The 16,674-nt window shown below is 60.6% G+C and carries 12 protein-coding genes and 2 pseudogenes; 5 read left to right on the top strand and 9 right to left on the bottom strand.

Annotated elements, in window-relative coordinates; translation table 11 throughout:
- Window positions 1–1,469 (bottom strand): hypothetical protein (locus NCS58_RS32290; protein ID WP_250477885.1); only part of this gene is annotated, 1,469 nt, incomplete at its 3' end.
- A 1,204-nt stretch (window positions 1,470–2,673) separates the two neighbouring features.
- Here NCS58_RS32290 and NCS58_RS32295 point away from each other — a divergent pair.
- The 4 genes from NCS58_RS32295 (at window position 2,674) to NCS58_RS32310 (ending at window position 5,823) form a co-directional block, all read left to right on the top strand.
- Window positions 2,674–3,561 carry a hypothetical protein gene (locus tag NCS58_RS32295; RefSeq protein ID WP_250477886.1) on the top strand — a complete coding sequence of 296 codons (888 nt, stop codon included), beginning with the start codon at window positions 2,674–2,676 and terminating at the stop codon, window positions 3,559–3,561.
- A gap of 292 nt (window positions 3,562–3,853) precedes the next feature.
- On the top strand, window positions 3,854–4,723 hold the full coding sequence (locus tag NCS58_RS32300; protein ID WP_250477887.1) for a hypothetical protein: 870 nt from the start codon (window positions 3,854–3,856) through the stop codon (window positions 4,721–4,723).
- 18 nt (window positions 4,724–4,741) lie between these two features.
- A complete protein-coding gene (locus NCS58_RS32305; protein WP_250539005.1) occupies window positions 4,742–5,332 on the top strand; it encodes a hypothetical protein in 591 nt (196 codons plus the stop codon).
- On the top strand, window positions 5,317–5,823 hold the full coding sequence (locus NCS58_RS32310) for a hypothetical protein (RefSeq protein ID WP_250477889.1): 507 nt from the start codon (window positions 5,317–5,319) through the stop codon (window positions 5,821–5,823). The genes NCS58_RS32305 and NCS58_RS32310 overlap by 16 nt, the downstream gene beginning before the upstream one ends.
- A gap of 345 nt (window positions 5,824–6,168) precedes the next feature.
- Here the strand turns inward: NCS58_RS32310 and NCS58_RS32315 are convergent.
- The 3 genes and pseudogenes from NCS58_RS32315 to phnA all read right to left on the bottom strand — a co-directional run bounded on the left by NCS58_RS32315 (window position 6,169) and on the right by phnA (window position 10,040).
- Window positions 6,169–7,274, bottom strand: a pseudogene (locus NCS58_RS32315) (IS5 family transposase).
- A 192-nt stretch (window positions 7,275–7,466) separates the two neighbouring features.
- A complete protein-coding gene (locus NCS58_RS32320; protein WP_250539006.1) occupies window positions 7,467–8,756 on the bottom strand; it encodes an MFS transporter in 1,290 nt (429 codons plus the stop codon).
- A gap of 51 nt (window positions 8,757–8,807) precedes the next feature.
- Window positions 8,808–10,040, bottom strand: coding sequence for a phosphonoacetate hydrolase (phnA, locus tag NCS58_RS32325; protein WP_250477891.1), 1,233 nt, complete (start codon window positions 10,038–10,040; stop codon window positions 8,808–8,810).
- Window positions 10,041–10,145: 105 nt separating this feature from the next.
- On the opposite strand from phnA, the gene NCS58_RS32330 reads away from it, so the two are divergent.
- Complete coding sequence (locus NCS58_RS32330; RefSeq protein WP_250477892.1) at window positions 10,146–11,045, top strand: LysR substrate-binding domain-containing protein; 900 nt, start codon at window positions 10,146–10,148, stop codon at window positions 11,043–11,045.
- A gap of 456 nt (window positions 11,046–11,501) precedes the next feature.
- On the opposite strand, the gene NCS58_RS32335 is transcribed toward NCS58_RS32330, so the two are convergent.
- The 5 genes and pseudogenes from NCS58_RS32335 to NCS58_RS32355 form a co-directional block, all read right to left on the bottom strand.
- Window positions 11,502–11,921: a low affinity iron permease family protein gene (locus NCS58_RS32335; protein ID WP_311765933.1), complete on the bottom strand. Its 420-nt coding sequence runs from the start codon at window positions 11,919–11,921 to the stop codon at window positions 11,502–11,504.
- 26 nt (window positions 11,922–11,947) lie between these two features.
- Window positions 11,948–12,215 (bottom strand): annotated as a pseudogene (locus NCS58_RS32340) (TRAP transporter large permease subunit); the annotation flags it as partial.
- A gap of 231 nt (window positions 12,216–12,446) precedes the next feature.
- Entirely contained in the window at window positions 12,447–13,895 is a 1,449-nt protein-coding gene (locus NCS58_RS32345) for an MFS transporter (RefSeq protein ID WP_250539007.1), read from the bottom strand.
- Between the two features lie 293 nt (window positions 13,896–14,188).
- Window positions 14,189–15,532, bottom strand: a complete 1,344-nt coding sequence (locus tag NCS58_RS32350; protein WP_250477894.1) for a citrate synthase — start codon at window positions 15,530–15,532, stop codon at window positions 14,189–14,191.
- Window positions 15,533–15,702: 170 nt separating this feature from the next.
- Complete coding sequence (locus tag NCS58_RS32355) at window positions 15,703–16,635, bottom strand: hydroxymethylglutaryl-CoA lyase (protein ID WP_250477895.1); 933 nt, start codon at window positions 16,633–16,635, stop codon at window positions 15,703–15,705.
- Between the last annotated feature and the right edge of the window lie 39 nt (window positions 16,636–16,674).

Consider the following 16,674-nt stretch of genomic DNA (forward strand, 5'->3'; position numbering starts at 1 on the left):
GTTGCTTGTACTGGGTTCTTTCGTTCATCGCAACACCTTATATGAGACAGGTGTTGCACTTCAGATTTGAGGCCGCCCAGTTGCTCGATGTGGTCGGTCTGCATCTTGAACACATCCACGAGCGGTTTGCCGTCCTCATCCACCGTCGTGAGTTGGGCGAGTTCCGGCAGCATCCCGTTTTCGACGATGTACAGACGAACGAAGTATGCTTTGGCCACCTCCTTCAGCGTTTCGATTTTCGCGGCGACATCACCGCCAGTATCCGCATTGAAGAACTTCTCGGAGATCCATGCTTCCAGCCCCGCTTCGAGCGCCTTGGTGTACCGCTCGAGCGCGGTCACCTGATTCCCCAGCGTCGACGAGTTCGGCCGCGGAAGCGACACCTCGACATTCATCAGAAATTCGACCAGGATCTGCTCAACGAGATACTCCTTCTGCTCGTTTCCGACGTCCCTGTCGCCGACGGGTCTGTTGGTCACAACCGGCACCTCCGCCTTTCGATCTGGCGGCTGGTGCGAATACTGTCTCGTGTCCTGCCGCTCGTCCCTGCCGAACTTTAGTTTCGTGAAATTGTCCCGCAGGATCTGCTTCATATCCGCCATCGTCTCAGCAGTGTTCATGACGTGGATGCGCATGTGAGCCGCAAGCTGCGGATGGAATTCATCCTGCAGCTGCATCACGCGCTTGGACATCAGCGTGTTGCTCGTGACGATCGACGTCGCGAACTCTGGCTGGCTCGCCGTGTCGATGAGCTCCGGCGGCGTGCCCACCTTCATGAGAGCTCGCTTTCTCAGGTTGTCCTCGAGGTCGGTATCGGGCTTGGCGTAGCTGGTGTTCTTTTCTCCGAAGTCGATGTTGACGTCCGGGTAACCACGGTGTCCTTCCACCGCAAAATTGAACCCCGCGCGAGCGATGAAATCCAGCACGTCGTAGGGCGAGCTGATCCCCACCGGCATCTGGCTTGAACGCAGACGCGCTGTCTCGTTCATGATGGTTTCCATCGTCTTCTCGGGATTCGGATCCTCCTCGTCAAGCTTAATCTTTACATCCGTGCGCGCGATGGAATTGCGCACGCCGGCCATGACGTTGGAGAACAGCAACGTGGTGCGCAGCCCGTTCAGAATTCGGATTTCATCGAGCAACGATTCCCCGATCCCGTTTTCATTGAACCGGAATGCGAAATAGGTCATGAACTCCGCGGGAACGAGAAGCAGTTGGCTGTTTTGCTTCGCGAGCGCCCGCGCGAACATCACGCGGTAAACTTCCTCTCGCCGTGCAAGCTTCACACCCGAGCCATAAACTCCATTACGCAGACGCGCGAGCAGATCCTGCTCGATCATGTCGCCATAAACACGCGCGCTGTAGTCGAGCGATTCCCGGTTCGTGAAGTTGAAGCCCTCCATCTGCGACTTCACCTTGTTGATCATCGCGGAGGGAAACGAGCCGCCCGTATTGAGCTGCTGCGACATCTGCTGGTATGAATCGTTGAAGGCCTGCCTGACGATCGGATGCCCTCACGTCGAGCAGCACAAAGAATCCGACCTGATGCTCGGGGCTACCCGGCACGTGCACCGGAATCACCGCTTCCGAGGGGATGTGCATGGTCAGCGGACTGCCGACCGTGCGTCGCGTGAGCTGCTCCTGGGTCTTTACGCTCGCGATCGGCTGATACCCATACTGTCGTTTTCGGTACAGCACGCCTGTCAATTCGCGGTCGTTCATCTCCGCAATCGACATCTCTCGGCCGTAGCCGACAGCTTCCAGTGCCGGCGATCTTAGCGAAGCGAGAATCCGGCGCTCGCGGATCTTCTGCTTGATCTCCGGAATCTTAAGCACCGTCGGGTTGTCAGTTACAGTCAGGAAAACATCCTCAGGCGGCAATGGCTGCGAAAATCCCAGGTCAAACCGAACCTTCCCCACCTGCCGGCTTTCCCAACCGTCAAAACGCCAGTCCGCGAACGACTCCGCCGGGATACTGGTCGTTCTTTGTTCGGTAGGCGAAGACTTCTGCACCGGCCCGAGTATCCCCAGCGGCCTAACCGTGCCGTCGGCATAGATGTGCTCTGAAAGCGCCTCCATCGACAGACGCTGCTCGCCGTTGATCACCGCGTCCACCGAATTCTCAGGGATCACGGCTATCGAATACGAGCCGGTTCTGAAGAGTGCAGACCTCAAGATCTGCGGAATGAGGGCCTTAATTTTATCTACCTGCTCAAAGTGGCGGCGGTAGCGATCGATGAGTGCGCCGCTCACGTCGGGCGGCATCAACCCTTCTGGCGGTGTAAAGGTCAGATCGATCGACATCATGTCCTTCGGCGATCCGATGCTGGCTACAAGCACCTGCTGTGCTAGCTCCATATCGGGCAGCAAGCCCATTACGGTTTCGGCGTCGTTGACGTTACGGGCAGTCTGCTCCGCGGCATCGCGAAACTCGTAGAGATTGGGCTGAGTGATCTCGCGTCGCCCCTCCTGGTTGTATTGCGGCGGGTTGGTCGACGGAACCAGCTTGGCAAGCATCGCGGCGGTTTCCGGGTCGCGGCGCACGAGTTGGAGGACGCGGAATTTCTTTCCGGCCGCGGCCGATTCGATCACACGCCGATAGGCGCTTGAGCTCATGTGGCACCCCCTTTCTGTTTTCAGGAATCCCGGAATCCGAACGCCCGGAGCACGGTCGTGGCATCGAGCAAGTCGAACGAGTTACAGGTCTACATCAACCAGTGCATCCAGCTCGCAAGGACCCTTACGATCAAGTCGCAGGAAAGCGTGGATGGGCTGAATCGCTACGTGCACGATTACTACGGATCGAGTGCGTTTGACGAGACCGAGCCGACCACGTGGAAGTACTACCTGAACATCGCGGGGCAGTATCACGCGACGGATTCCCCCATGCATGTGAAGTCGCTCGACACCATGGAGATCATCGATTTCACCGTGAACAACCTCAAGCTTCACACCGCGACGGCTGCCGCTTATCAGTTTGGAACGTGGGAGTACCAGCAGCTCGTCACGCAATACCCGAAGCAGGTGTTCCTGATTCTCGGAATCATCTATCCCGTCGACATTCAGTCCGCGATCGACGCTGCGGACGGAGACATCCTCGGATGGCCATCGTCGCTGATCGAACCCAACGAGTTCAGCCTGGTGCAAAAGCTCCAGGGCTGGGTCAAGGCATTCAAGGTGCGGTGGTTCAATCCTCAGTATGGGATCAGTGATGAGCTTTACTTCACCGTGCAGAATTCGACCCTGTACTACGGTCTGCTCATGGCAATCATTTCGTATCGCCTCGCAGCCTGCGGCACCGCCGAAGCCCACAGTTGTCACGTAAGGCAGTATCTCGCTTCGCATCTGGGGCTCGATACGTACTGCGACCAGCTCACGCTCGTGCAGTCCATCTGGCTATACCGCAACGTCAATTACATCAAGCGCAATGCGGGCAAGCAGTCCACTTTCCGCACCCTCATCCAGAAACTGCTCACGGACCGCGCCATACCGCTCGCCGCCTATGTGATGAACCTTTCGCGGTCATGGGGACAATTGGTTCTCCCGTCACCGCGTTGTTGACGACGAGAAACGCTGTATCGAGATCGCGACTGGAGAAGTAGGCCCAGTGGTGAAGCAGGATGTCTTCAAGCGTGTACGGGGCTGCGTCCGTCATGTCGATGCAGATCGGGCCGCTTCGATCATCAGTGTTTGGCCACCGCCGTGGCAAGCGCCCCGCGACCCCCTACCCAAGATCTCGAATATCTGGTGTGTCGAAAACCTGAGCGGCCTGATCTACACGCCACCGTCTGAGTAGCACACCCCGCAATACCTTTTCGATCCGTATCCGATCACCCCTCCTCAGGAATGCGAAATGGAACAAAGTCAGCGCACGGCCTGGGGCGCGTATTTGCAGACGTGCCTGCTGCAGAATCTGCCCTTTACGATGATGGCGAACACCACGCTCAACGAGAAGTTTGGTGTACAGGCCGGCGTGCCGCCTTCGCCCGGCATTCTCCCCTCGCAGCGCTACTACTGCATCGGCAATGGCGGAGCGGGCGTGACGGCCGGCGCCGACAGCGTCGCGCTCTCGCAACCCCCTCAACATCAGGCAACGGATGCGGCGCTCTTCAATCACCTGCCTTTCATTATGCGTCCGGTGAGCGCGGACCTGTCCACTTCTCAGATGGCGCAATACGCGCTCCGGCAGGTGATCACCTGGAACAGCGTACCGTATGCCTGCTACTTCCTGCGCCGCATCAATTTCACCGGCGTCGGCGTCGAACTGGACATGGTAACGGTGTCCAAAGGCCTGTCCACGATCACGCCTTATGTGCCGGACGCATCGAACCTCAATCCGAGACCACCCACGCCTGCGAAAGGATCGATCAATAACCTCTCCGGTGATTACATCACGGCAGCCGCCATCGTGAAGCTGTCGTTTAGTGCGCAAGACGTCACCGAGCTGATTAACTGCGCCAACATCATCTACGGAGATCCGAGGTATGCGGTAGTCAACGAGATTGGGCTTGTGAGCGGCGTGGACAAGGTCGTGAACGTGCCAGTTTCAGGCGGCTCGTTCAACATGAGCGAGGTCATCTGCGCGCAGATCTGTTCATTCTTCAACACCTATCAGGCGATGAATTATCAGAACGGCGGTGTGAACAACATTCTTTCAATTGGGTCCACCGAGCCGCTCTTTGTCCTTCAGGACACCCGCAACCATGGGATCCCCACCGGTTAAGGAGGTGCGATGCTTAGCATGCCGGCAGACCCCGCACGAGAGATATCCATCGTCGGCATTGATCCTGGAAGTCTCCATCTCGGCACGGCTGTGCTGCACATCGATCTGGCCTCACGGCAGATCACCCGCACAACGGCGCATACCCTCAACGCACTACACGTCTCACAGCCGCCGGAGGCGCTATGGACCTCACGTCTCTTTGGCGAGCGCCTGGGGAGGATTGCTTCACTCGAGGACGCACTTCTCGCCCTCTTCGAAGACGTCGAGCCTTTCATGATCACCTGCGAAGCGCCCTTCATCAACTTGCGCCGTCCCCAGGCTCACGGCCCACTCATGGAAGTCATCTGCGGCATCCGCCAAGCGGTGATGCGCTACGACGCGTGGAAGCCGCTCTATCTCATTGATCCGGCCAGTGTCAAGAACGCAGTGGGCGCCAAGGGTAATGCTGACAAGGATGGGATGAAGTGGGCGCTTCTGCGCCTCACTAACCTGCACTACGACGGCGACATAACACTCAAATCCCTCGATGAACACAGCATTGATGCCATCGCCGTGGGCTACGCCCACTGGAAAGCCGCTCTGGAGGATGTGACATGTTCGACATGCTGAAAGTAAACACCGCCGTCATTGTCGGTTCCGTGGTGTTTGCGCTTATAGCAAGCCTGATTACGTACGGTGCGTATCAGGCGCACAAGGCCAATGCCCTCAACGAAAGCCCGGCATTCGCCCGGCAACAGGTCGCCGATTCGAAGACAGCAAACCGAAATCTGACCGAGCAGGTGCAGCTCGCCCATACGCTGAACAGGGTCAACGACGAGGTTGTTACCACGGTGGTGCAGGACAAGGCTGAAACGACGGCCACGCACGGTGCGATCGCCTCGTCCCGGAATACCCAGGCTGAGAACATAAAGCAGAAGTATGAGCCTGAGACTGGCCAGACGAAGAGCCGAGAGATGGATGACGCTCAGGGGCAGGCGCAGGAAAGCAACGCGATCCATATCTCCAGGCTATGGCAAAGCTACTGCGCCGCGGTCCCCGCCGACACTCCCGGTTGTGAGAATTTTACTTTTCTCGACGATTCTACGTCCCTTCACCCGTAGACAACCCGTCAGCGCATGCGTTGTCTGGCTCAGAACCGTAGGCGTGAAACGAATGAAGCAAATTAAACAGCCCTCAGACGTCCGAGAAAGAAGCCCGGATTGATGAAGCTCGCGAAGCTGCTTTCGTAACTGGAGTCCTTCACGGCGAAACTTCGTAACACGTCTCAACGACGGACATATTTCCGATGAGGAGCTCGATCACCTAACAGGCTGTTGAAATATGCCTTCTTGAACGCGCGCCCGCTCACTCGGAAGAGGCAACGCGACGCGCAGTCCCAACTAATTTGACGCCGAACTTCGTTGATTCAAGTGCTGCTAATGTCGCATTCTTCTCCGCGCTTGCTCTCATGCCGCCCGAGCGGCCAGCGTTCGCATGCGCGTCAAGTTGTAGGCTGCCTGGGTCAGCAGAAAGAGTTGGTCGACGCGCTTCAGGCCTCGATACATCGCCTGCCGAACTCTCCCGACTGTCTTGCTCCAACCAAACACCTGCTCAATGCATTTGCGTTTGCGCTGACTGATAGAGTAGCCGGGCCACCGTGTCGTTCGAGCGTCGATGGCGCAGCCGCCTGCGCGAGCGACGTTTTGCGCCACGTGCGGCGTGACATTGTTCGCGCGACACGTTGCCACGAAGCCCGCGGTGTCGTAGTTTTTATCAGCGCCTACGGTAATGGACGTGCCAGCGAATCGCGCGGCCTCCGCAAGCATCTTCGCTGCCGTGTCTCGCTCGGCGGTGCCGTTGGCCTGCGTAACCTGTGCGTTCACCACCAGACCATGTCGATTGTCAGTCAGCACGTGACCCATGTAGCAAAGCATCGCCCCCGTGCCGCGACTCTTGCGGAACAGCCGCGCCTGAGCGTCCGTGCTGGATTCAGGTGTGTCGTTGCTACGCTTCTCGCCATGCCAGTTCTCTTGAGAACCGCCACCGCCGTCGCGCGGCGCGTCGTCATCCGACTTCGCTTGGGCACGAAGCTCTTGTGCCCAGCCCAAGCCTGAATAAGCGTGCCATCGACACTGAAATGCTCTCCCGACAGATGACCGCGCACACGTGCAGTCTCCACCGTCTCGTTGAACAGAGTGACAATGACATCATGAACCATCAGTCGGTCGCGGTTCTTACTGAAAGTGGAGTGGTCCCAAACCGCATCGTCCATCGCCAGTCCGACGAACCAGCGAAAAAGCATGTTGTAGGAGATTTGCTCCATCAACATGCGCTCGCTTCGAATCGAGTACAGCACTTGCAACAGCAGTGCACGAATCAGCTTCTCCGGCGCGATGCTCGGGCGACCGCCCCTCGCGTCGCTCTCATACATCCGCGAAAAGACCGTGTCCATGCGTGTGAGCGCTTCGTTCAACCACAGCCGAATCGGTCGCAGCGGGTGATTGGCCGCAACGAAGTCATCCAGTCTGGTCATCGTGAACATCGATTCGGTGTAGCCGTCCGCGCCGCGCATCGTTTCGGTCTCAGTGTCGTTCGATTCCTTGAATCAACGTTTGCCCCTCCTGCCCGGATGACTCGCGCAGAGGGTATTTCAACAGGCTGCTAAACGGCCGCCCCCCGGAACAAAGCGGCCGTTACGAATCAGCTTGCAACGATAAAATGGTCTATCTCGAGATCCCTTTTCCGTTCGCACGCCGTAACGCGATCAGCGTTTGATCAACATCGAAAGCACTGCACTCGCTGCGCAAAGCCCCGCGACAATCGGAAAGATGATCGACGTATGGCCGGTTGTATCGATGATGCGGCCGATGACCGGTTCGCCGACGCCGGCGAACATGTATGACATGGTGTTAAGTACGCCTGTCGCCGTGCCCGCAGCCCGGCGTCCGAAAAGGTCAGGACACAAGGCCCAGAACGAAGACGCAGGCCCAAAGACAAAGAAGCCGCACAGAAACAGGAGTGCGATCGCGAGCATGCTGCCGTGCGGTATGAACATCATGAAGATCGCTGTGGCGCAAGCCAGCACCATGTACGAGACGATCGCCATATAACGGCGTCCCTGGAATAGCACGTCGGAAATCCAGCTATTCGACAGGGAGCCTAGCGCCATGCCCACTGGCAACGCGACCGTGATCCATTTCGGGTCGATCAGCGTCGATGAAGTCTTCCAGTCGATGCCGAGAAAATGAACCGGCACCCAGACCACCAGCGCATACCGTGCGGCATTCTGGAAACCGATCGCGAGACCTGTGATGTAGAGCCTCCAGTTCTTCATTACGAGCGCGTAACGCTGCGCGCTCGTCAGTTCGCCGGAAGCGTCGTCGGGCGGCGCAGCGTCATTCGATTGACCCGTTTCCGGCAGATCGCGAGCCTGGGGCCGCTCGGAAACGAATAGCAACAGCACCAGTGCGCCGAGCAACATCGACAGCGGTGCGAGACGGAAGATCCAGACCCAGCCCAGTTGCATCGTGCCCAGAATGACGACCGGGAAGATATAGGCGAGCACGGAAGAGAACCCGGAAAAGCCCACATAAACGCCATAGACAAAGCCGCGATGCTGGTGGTCCCACCAGTTGGATAGCAAGCGGCTGCCTGGGGCGAACCCCATCGACTGGAAATAACCGTTAAGTCCCCATGCCAGCAGAAAGAACGGGAACGTATGGCCGAAACTGAATAGCCAGTTCGCCGCCAATGAGAGGACGGCCCCGGCGATCATCATCGTCTTGCCGCCCAGTTTGTCACCGAGGTTGCCATTGATGAACTGTCCGCCGGCATAGCACCAGAGCATCGTGGCACTAATCCAGCCGAGCTCGTACTTCGACAGACCATAATCATGTTGAATACCGGCAACCGCGAAGCCTAGCGTCTGGCGGCCGGTGTAATAGAACAGATAGCAGAAGGTCACGCCGATCAGTGCACGCCATCTAAATTGCGTGAAAGTCGTGGACGTGTTGACGGACGTGTATGGCAAGACATTCGACGTGTCTAAGGGCATGGGTGTCTCCGTGTGGCGCGCGGTCTTTGCCGCGCTAGCCGTTTGTCGCCATCAGGCGAGGTGGTTGAGCGCGAGGTCGATCACGTCAAAATTACGCAGGCGCCGTGTGTTGTCGATGTCAACGAGCTTGCGGTTGAAAATGAGCGGCACCTTTTGTTCGGACAGCCCGCCGTGCGAGCGCAGCGGCACGGTGAGCCCGGACAGGTCGTGATTGGCGGCGGCGCTGCCCAGTGCCGTCAATCGTTCGCCGAGCACCACGAGCTCGCCGATACGGTCAGGCGGCAGTTCGAATCGCTCGCTCGCCTCAGCACGCGTCAACACCGCCTCGACGCCGCCAATCGCCGCGATGAATGCCATCACCTCGCGTTGCCGCGCGTCGTCATCGCCATCGCGCAGGTAGACGGTCGCGTAGGAGCCCAGCGCGCCATGATGGACGACGTACGGATCGGTGATAGGCAGAATGACGCGCGTGCGCTGCGCACCGAATTGCGCGTCGAGACGATCCTGCAGGTACACCACGTTGGGCCGGCCGATCGCATCGGTCTTCGCGTTCATGCCGTGATCGGCGGTGAGCGCGAGTACGGCGCCCTCGTCGTGGAGACGTTGCAGGTAACCGTCCATCATCGCGTAGAAGGCGTTGGCCTCCGGCGTGCCGGGCGCGTGCTTGTGCTGCACGTAATCGGTCGTGGAGAGGTACATGAGGTCCGGGCGTTCTTCGCGCAGGATCGACAGACCGGCCGCGAACACGAATTCCGAGAGTTCGGCGCTGTAGACCGACGGCACAGGCATGCCGACCCGCTCCACCACATGCTCGATGCCGTGCTGCGCACGCGTCACCTGGTCGGCCTTCTCGGCGGAAAAGCAGATGCCCTCCAGCCGATGGCCGAGCAGGCTGCGCAGCTTGTCCTTCGCGGTCACCACGGCCACGCCGCCGCCCGCGCGCGCCATCTCGGCAAGTATGGTCGGCGCGCGCAGGTATTTGACGTCATTCATCAAGACTTCGGCCTGAGTCTCCTTGTCGAAGAAGAAATTCCCGCAGATGCCGTGGACCGATGGCGGCGCACCCGTGACGATCGACAGGTTGTTCGGGTTGGTGAACGACGGCACGACGCAGTCGCCCGCCAGCACTGTGCCGATCGACTGCAGGCTGGCCAGGAACGGCGCCTTGCCCGCGAGGATCGCCTGATTGATGTACTCCTGCTCGCATCCGTCGACGCACACGACGATCGTCGGAGCAGAAGGCCACTGATAAGTCCGGGAATTGACGCTGATTTGGCGGGCCATGGGGCACCTTCTTTGATTGTGTGACTGGAATGACCTCAGCGTATGATGAGCAATCCGCTCACACAATCGACAAAATTTCCCACAGCCCGTTAATTAATCTCACACATGCGATCGAAGATGCCTCCCCTCAACGCCTTGCGCGTGTTCGAGGTCGCCGCGCGCGCGGGCAGCTATTCCGCGGCCGCGCGCGAACTGAGCTTGACGCACGGCGCGGTGAGCCGCCATATCGGCATTCTCGAAGACTGGCTTGGTCTACCGTTGTTCTTGCGCGAGGGGCAGAGCATGGTCGCGTCCGCCCATGCGCGCGCATTCGCCCGTGAAATCAGCGCGGCGTTCGACCATATCGCCGACGCGGCCGAGCGCTACGGCAAGAGTCAGCACCGCAAAGTGATTCGGGTCAGCGCGGCGGCGACAGTCGCGATGCGCTGGCTGATTCCTCGCCTGCCGTTGTTCGCCGCGATTCGCCCGGACGTCGACGTTCGCGTTTCGACGACGCTGACGACCGACTCCGCGCTGCGCGGCAGCTTCGATCTGGCGATTCGTCGCGAAGTACCCCCTGAGGGCCAGTTTCAGACGTGGCCACTCTTCGAGGAGCGCAACACCGTGATCGCGAGCCCGGCGCTGATCGCGCAAGCCGGAATATCTTCTGTCGAGCAGTTGGGCGACGAAACATGGCTTACCACGGAATCGCGCCCGAGGGATTGGGAAAGCTGGACAGAGGCCGTGGGTCATCCAACCCTTCGAGCCAGCCGAACGCTGAGATTCGATCACTACTTTGTAACCTTGCAGGCCGTCGCAGATGGCCTGGGCTTCGGTATTGGGCCATTTCCCACGCTCGAGGCCGATTGCACTTCAGGTCGTCTGCAAAGGCCTTTTCCCGATCTGACGTCAAAGGGAGCGACCTACCATGCGTTGGTCCCGCTCGATGCCGATAAGCCCGTGCATATGAGAGATTTCATCGACTGGCTACGAACAAGGGAAGAGAGCGACCCTTTCGTCAGATGACGGGCTCCGGGTCACATGCGCGTAAACACCCGTTGTGAAGGACTGAGCCGGCACTCCAGGGGCATAAGCAACGAGCGGCCACTGGCGGTAAGTGGCCGGTACCTGAACTTCACAGGTACGTCCATCGCCCAAAGATGCGGTCGCAGCGTGCACTGCCGAACGCGACCCCTTGCGGTCAAAGCCAGTCCCTATCTGCAATGACCGTTTGCCAACTTCCTGCAACACCCTTTCGAATTCAGCCGCGTGAGGAGAACTGGCGGTTCAGCAGAATGGCATTCGGCAGGCTAGGCTGGACTCACCTCTGGATAATCGGTCGCTCGGAGCCGCTGAGACACTAGCGTTCGACGTCTCTGGGATTTCTCAAGACGACGCTGTCCAGCTTGTATCGCGTACTCTTTCCACTTCTCGCTCGTGACCGCCTCCTCGCCGAGACGTCTGATCTCCGTCTCGAGCGCTTTACGCACTGGCGGCTCTTGCGCCTGCTGCCCCGCCAGTTGTCGAGTCTCGATCTGGGACGCCACCAGTGCCGCGGTGGCCGCGCCAGCGCCGTTCCGTCCAGCCGAGCTGCGACGCTGTCCTTGTTGGCACTCTGCTGAATGGACATACCATCGGAAGCGTGACGATGGTCGTGTCCGTGTTGATGACGAGTTGCCGTCCTTTGAAGAATTTGAAGACCGGGCCGGACGCGAGCCAGACGGCCGCCACGGGAATGACCGCAAGCCCGAACCCAAATGACGATCCTGCCCGGCGCGTCACCGTGCTGGAGAAGGCATCGAAAGCGCGCGAGACGGGATGCGCTTTCGCGTAACCGGGGTTGGAGGCAGTCTGAACCGTCCCCGTTGGCGCTGCGTCGGGAAGGGCATTTTCAGCGTTCATGGGACGTGCGGTTCTTACGTTCGAAATCACAGAAACCCGATGGAAATCCAGGGCACCGCCGCCACCAGAATCAGTCCAATTCCGAGTGCAACCATATATGACACGATTGGCCGCATGCCTTCCTCAGGCGCAATCCGGTTGATCGCGCGCGGTGTAATACCCGACGCGGAACAGTGGCGCGAAGAGGCCGATGCCCATGCCGAGAATGGCGATCATCGCGTAATGCACCGGATGCACGCCGAGCCCTTCGGCAATCGGGAACAGCAGCGACCCGAACAGCACGATTGCCGGTAAGGATGCGGTGGTCGAGGTCAGCAGCTTGCTTTGAACCAGACCCGGAGCAATGTAGGCGGTGAAGTAGATGTCGTATTGTTCGAAGAGGCGGCCGGCCGCGATCAGCAGCAGAAGCCTCCACATGTGCCGGGTCATCGGCTGCCGATCCAGGCGTCCGTTGATGGTGCCGGATACGACCTGCGGGTCCACGGAATCCATTCGATGCTCGGCCAGGGCGTCAAACCTGCACTATCAACGCGCGATCTCGTCGAGCGCAAGACCCGTGGTACGCGGCCCGAACAGCGCCACCGCGACCACAACGATAGCCATCGCCGCGAAGATGAACGCGAACACCCCCGGCACGCCGAACTCGCGCAAGAAGAACGCAATGAAGAAGCCGACGAAGATCGACGACAAGCGGCTCCACGAATACACGAAGCCCACCGCGCCTGCGCGCATGCGCGTGGGGAACAGCTCGGCCTGATACGTGTGCACGATGGTGGAGAGCCAATTGACCACCAGCGTCTGCACGATACCCACCGCGATCAACCAGCCCGGCGCCTTCAGCATCGAAAAGATCACGCCTATCACCGCGACCGAGATCGCGCTGCACACCAGTTGCCATTTCCGCTCGAAGCGGTCCGCCACCAGCATGACGATGAACGGTGCAATTGGATAGAGCAGCACGATCAGGAACGTATATTCGAGGCTGCGCGTCACCATCATGCCCTTGGCAATCAGCAGCGTCGGAATCCAGCTCACGAAGCCGTAATAACCGATGGTCTGAAAAAAGTTCACCACCACGAGCATGAGCGTGCGGCTGCGGTATTGCGGACTGAACGCCTCGCGCAACGTGCCTTCCTGCTCTTCCGCTTCGGGCGCTTCGGCCGGTGCGGGCAAGTCCTTGCCGTATTCGCGGCGCACGCGGGTTTCGATCATCTGCATCACGCGCTCGGCTTCATCCAGACGCCCCTTCTGCACCAGCCAGCGCGGCGACTCCGGCAGCCGCAGTTGCAGATACCAGACGAGCAACGCGCCCGCCGATCCCAGCGCGATCACCCAGCGCCAGCCTTCGAAACCGAGCGGCGCAATAGGCACCAGCACCCAGGCGAGGAACGCGATCAGCGGTGCGCAAATCTGCGCCACGCCATACACGAGCCCGAACGCCATGCCGCGCGCATGTCGCGGCGTGAGTTCGGAGACATATGAATCTATCGTCACATACTGCACGCCCACGCCGATGCCGCAGATCACGCGCCACACGTTCAGACCGAGCGCCGTGTCCTGAAACGCGATGAAGATGGTCGCAATGCAATACCACAGCATCGAGGCAGCGAACACGCGGCGCCTCCCGAAGCGGTCCGCCAGGCTGCCGAAGCAGATCGTGCCGATAAAAAGCCCGATGAACAGCGAAGCGAGGAAACCCGCGAGGCCGTTCATCGCGAAGAAGGTAGGCGTGGTCGCCGTGAGGATGCCCGAGCGAAACAGCCCCGGCGCAATGTAACCCGCGAAGTACACGTCGTAGAGTTCGAAGAAGCCGCCGAGCGCCACGAGGGTGAGGAGCTTCCAGAGCGTCGCGGTCATCGGCAAACGGTCAAAACGTGCGGTCACACCGCCTGCCGTGATGACGCGCGCCGGATAATCCGCGCTGTCGAGCGAGCCGGCGACATCGGCGCCAATGGCCCTGTTCGGGGTATTCATCCTCTTCTCCTCCTGTGCAGCCGGCTGGATGTCGAATGCGCACCGTGCCGGTCGTGAATATCGGGGATACTAACTATTCGATGAGGACGGTATGGATCGCCGACACGTTGCGCATCTTGAAGCGCGTGAGCTGGTCCGGGCCGCTGTCTCCTTTCGATTAGCCCAGTCTAGTGACGCATGGCATGGCCCACAATACTTGATCGTTGAATCAACATGCCTGCCTCGCGCCAAAAAGAACGGCCCTTGCGGGGCCGGTCGAATGGTTCCATGTCGTCTCACGCCGTGCGCGGCGATCAGGGCGGCAGGAGCGCGCCGTCCACGGGCTGCAGGTGCTCGTCCCTCGCCTGGAGATAATCGGCGCGCGGCCGAATCAATGCGCCTGATTCGCGTTGCTCGATGATGTGCGCCACCCATCCCGCCAGCCGTCCGATGATGAACAGGGAGAACGCGCTGCGCGGCGGCAGGCCCAGCGCCACGGTCAGCATCGTCAGGCCGATTTCGAGGCTCGGCAGACATCCATGGCCAGCCGCGATATGGAGCGCCGCGAAGAGCGGTTCGACTGCCGCATGATGCCCTTCGAGGCGCCGCGCGAGATCGATCAGATACTTCGCGCGCGGATCGCCATCCGGATACAGCGGATGATTGAAGCCCGGCAAATTGCGATGCGCCGCGTAATGTTCCTCGAAGAGCCGCTGCGCCTGCGCCGTGGTTCGGCACGCGCGCAACAGGTCTTCGGTCGCTTCGTAGGAGCGCGCGGACGTCAGACCCGTTTGCGTGAGGATCGCCGCCGCCACACATTCGCCGATATCCGCCCCCGCCGATGCCGCGATGCGCGCAACGAAGGTCGCCTGCGCGAGTTCGTGATCGGCGCACAGCACGAGCGCGGCATCGAGCGCGGTGCAATGCGCGGTGGATGCGCTTCCGCCCAGCACCTTCAGGAGCGTCGCGGCGAGGCCGTCGGTGCGCTTTCGCACAACGCTCGCCGCCGCGCCGCCCGAAGCGCGCCGCAAGTGCGCAAGACAATGCGCCATGGTTGCAATCATGCGGCTGCATTCGATGAGCTGCGCGTCCTTGGCCTGCAGCGCGCGAAGATGCTCGCCGCCGAAACGCAACGCGATATCGGCGAAGAAGCGCACGAGTTCGCGGCGCGGTTGCAGACCCGCAGTGCGCGACCAGGCGTCCGCGAAGCGCAGCGTGCGGCCGCACGGCTGCCACGACAGGGTCACGTCATAGCCGGGATTCCAGAGCGCTTTCGCCACCTGTTCGAAGCACTGTCCGCGGCGCGCCAGTTCGAGCGCCGCCACGCCGCGATAACGCGGGCCATCGGCGGTGATTTCGGTAAGCGTGCTCGATATGATCGGCTCGCCCCAGCGCATGGCGGCGGCGGCGACGGGTGCATGACCGCTGCGGGCATCGGCGCGTGACTTCATGCGCTCGACATCCTGCCGCGCATACAGCCGGCGGCCCTTGTCGCCCTGCGGCACGCTGCGGATCAGGCCACGGCTGACGTAGGCGTATAAGGTTTGCAACTTGATCTGCAGCAGCGCCAGCGTCTCGGCGCGCGTCAGGTAGTCTCCGGGCGCGTCGGGGGCGGCGCCCCGCCCGGCGTACGCGGCATCTCGCGGTTTGGATTGCACCTCGGTCTCCTGTCGACCCGGAGCACGCGCGCGGGCGGGCGCTCCGGTCCCGTGCAAAACTGCCGGCGTCGACGCGCCAGACGGGGCACAGTGAACCACAAGATAATCAAACGCGTGGATGCTCACAATCGGGTCATGCCAGTAGCCCTGAGATGGAAGAAGCCTCCTTTCTAAACCTGAAGCTCGGCTGCCGGATGGAACGTCTTCGGAATGCCGGCCTTCGGCACCTGCCCGTACATCGGCTCGCCGGGCAGGCCTTCGTGCAGGAGTTCACGCGCGGCGATCAGCCGTTCGAGGTCGACGCCCGTATCGAAACCCATGCTCTCCAGCATGAACACGAGATCCTCCGTCACGATGTTGCCCGACGCGCCCGGGGCGAACGGACAGCCGCCGAGACCCGCGAGCGCCGAATCGAAGGAACGGATGCCCTCTTCGAGACCCGCCAGTGCATTGGCGAGCCCGAGCCCCATGGTGTCGTGCAGATGCAGCTTCGTCAGCTTGTCGCCGATCTCCGCGCGCACGGCCCTGACCATGTTGCGCACCTGGAAGGGATTGCCGTAGCCGACGGTATCGGCGAGCGCGACGGCATCGACGCCCGCTTCGGCCAGCGCTACCGCCGTCTCGATCACCTTGCGCATGGGGATGACGCCATCGATGGCGCAGCCGAAGGCCGTCGCGCAACCGGGCTCGATAGCCATGGGCCGCTCCTGCTCCCGCACCCATTCGACGATGCGCCGCACTTCCTCAACCTGCTCCATGGTTCCCTTGCGCGTATTCGAGCGGCTGTGTCCTTCGCTCACCGAGACCGGCACGCCCACGCCATGCGCGCCCGCTGCATACGCCGCCTGCGCGCCGCGCAGATTGGGCACGAGCGCCATCACGCGCAAGCCGGATTGCTGCAGCGCAGCCCTGACGATGGCGTCGGTATCCGCCATCTGCGGCACGAGTTTCGGCGACACGAAGCTGCCGACCTCGATCTCGCCTATACCCGCCTGCGCAATTGCCGCGATCCAGCGCGTCTTGAGTGCGGTCGGCATGATTTCGTGCGCCATCTGCAAGCCGTCACGCGGCCCGACTTCGCACACCATCACTTTCTCTTTCATGTTCGCTGCTCCTTCGAATGGTCGCTTTTTCCGCGGATG

The organism is Caballeronia sp. INML3B (assembly GCF_023631305.1).
GTDB classification, from domain to species: domain Bacteria; phylum Pseudomonadota; class Gammaproteobacteria; order Burkholderiales; family Burkholderiaceae; genus Caballeronia; species Caballeronia turbans.

What these genes read in the sequence shown, in the direction of transcription:
- NCS58_RS32300 (WP_250477887.1), top strand. Translation starts at nt 3,854, where the DNA reads ATGGAACAAAGTCAGCGCACGGCCTGGGGCGCGTATTTGCAGACGTGC.
- NCS58_RS32305 (WP_250539005.1), top strand. Translation starts at nt 4,742, where the DNA reads ATGCCGGCAGACCCCGCACGAGAGATATCCATCGTCGGCATTGATCCT.
- NCS58_RS32310 (WP_250477889.1), top strand. Translation starts at nt 5,317, where the DNA reads ATGTTCGACATGCTGAAAGTAAACACCGCCGTCATTGTCGGTTCCGTG.
- NCS58_RS32320 (WP_250539006.1), bottom strand. Translation starts at nt 8,756, where the DNA reads ATGCCCTTAGACACGTCGAATGTCTTGCCATACACGTCCGTCAACACG.
- phnA (WP_250477891.1), bottom strand. Translation starts at nt 10,040, where the DNA reads ATGGCCCGCCAAATCAGCGTCAATTCCCGGACTTATCAGTGGCCTTCT.
- NCS58_RS32330 (WP_250477892.1), top strand. Translation starts at nt 10,146, where the DNA reads ATGCGATCGAAGATGCCTCCCCTCAACGCCTTGCGCGTGTTCGAGGTC.
- NCS58_RS32335 (WP_311765933.1), bottom strand. Translation starts at nt 11,921, where the DNA reads ATGAACGCTGAAAATGCCCTTCCCGACGCAGCGCCAACGGGGACGGTT.
- NCS58_RS32345 (WP_250539007.1), bottom strand. Translation starts at nt 13,895, where the DNA reads ATGAATACCCCGAACAGGGCCATTGGCGCCGATGTCGCCGGCTCGCTC.
- NCS58_RS32355 (WP_250477895.1), bottom strand. Translation starts at nt 16,635, where the DNA reads ATGAAAGAGAAAGTGATGGTGTGCGAAGTCGGGCCGCGTGACGGCTTG.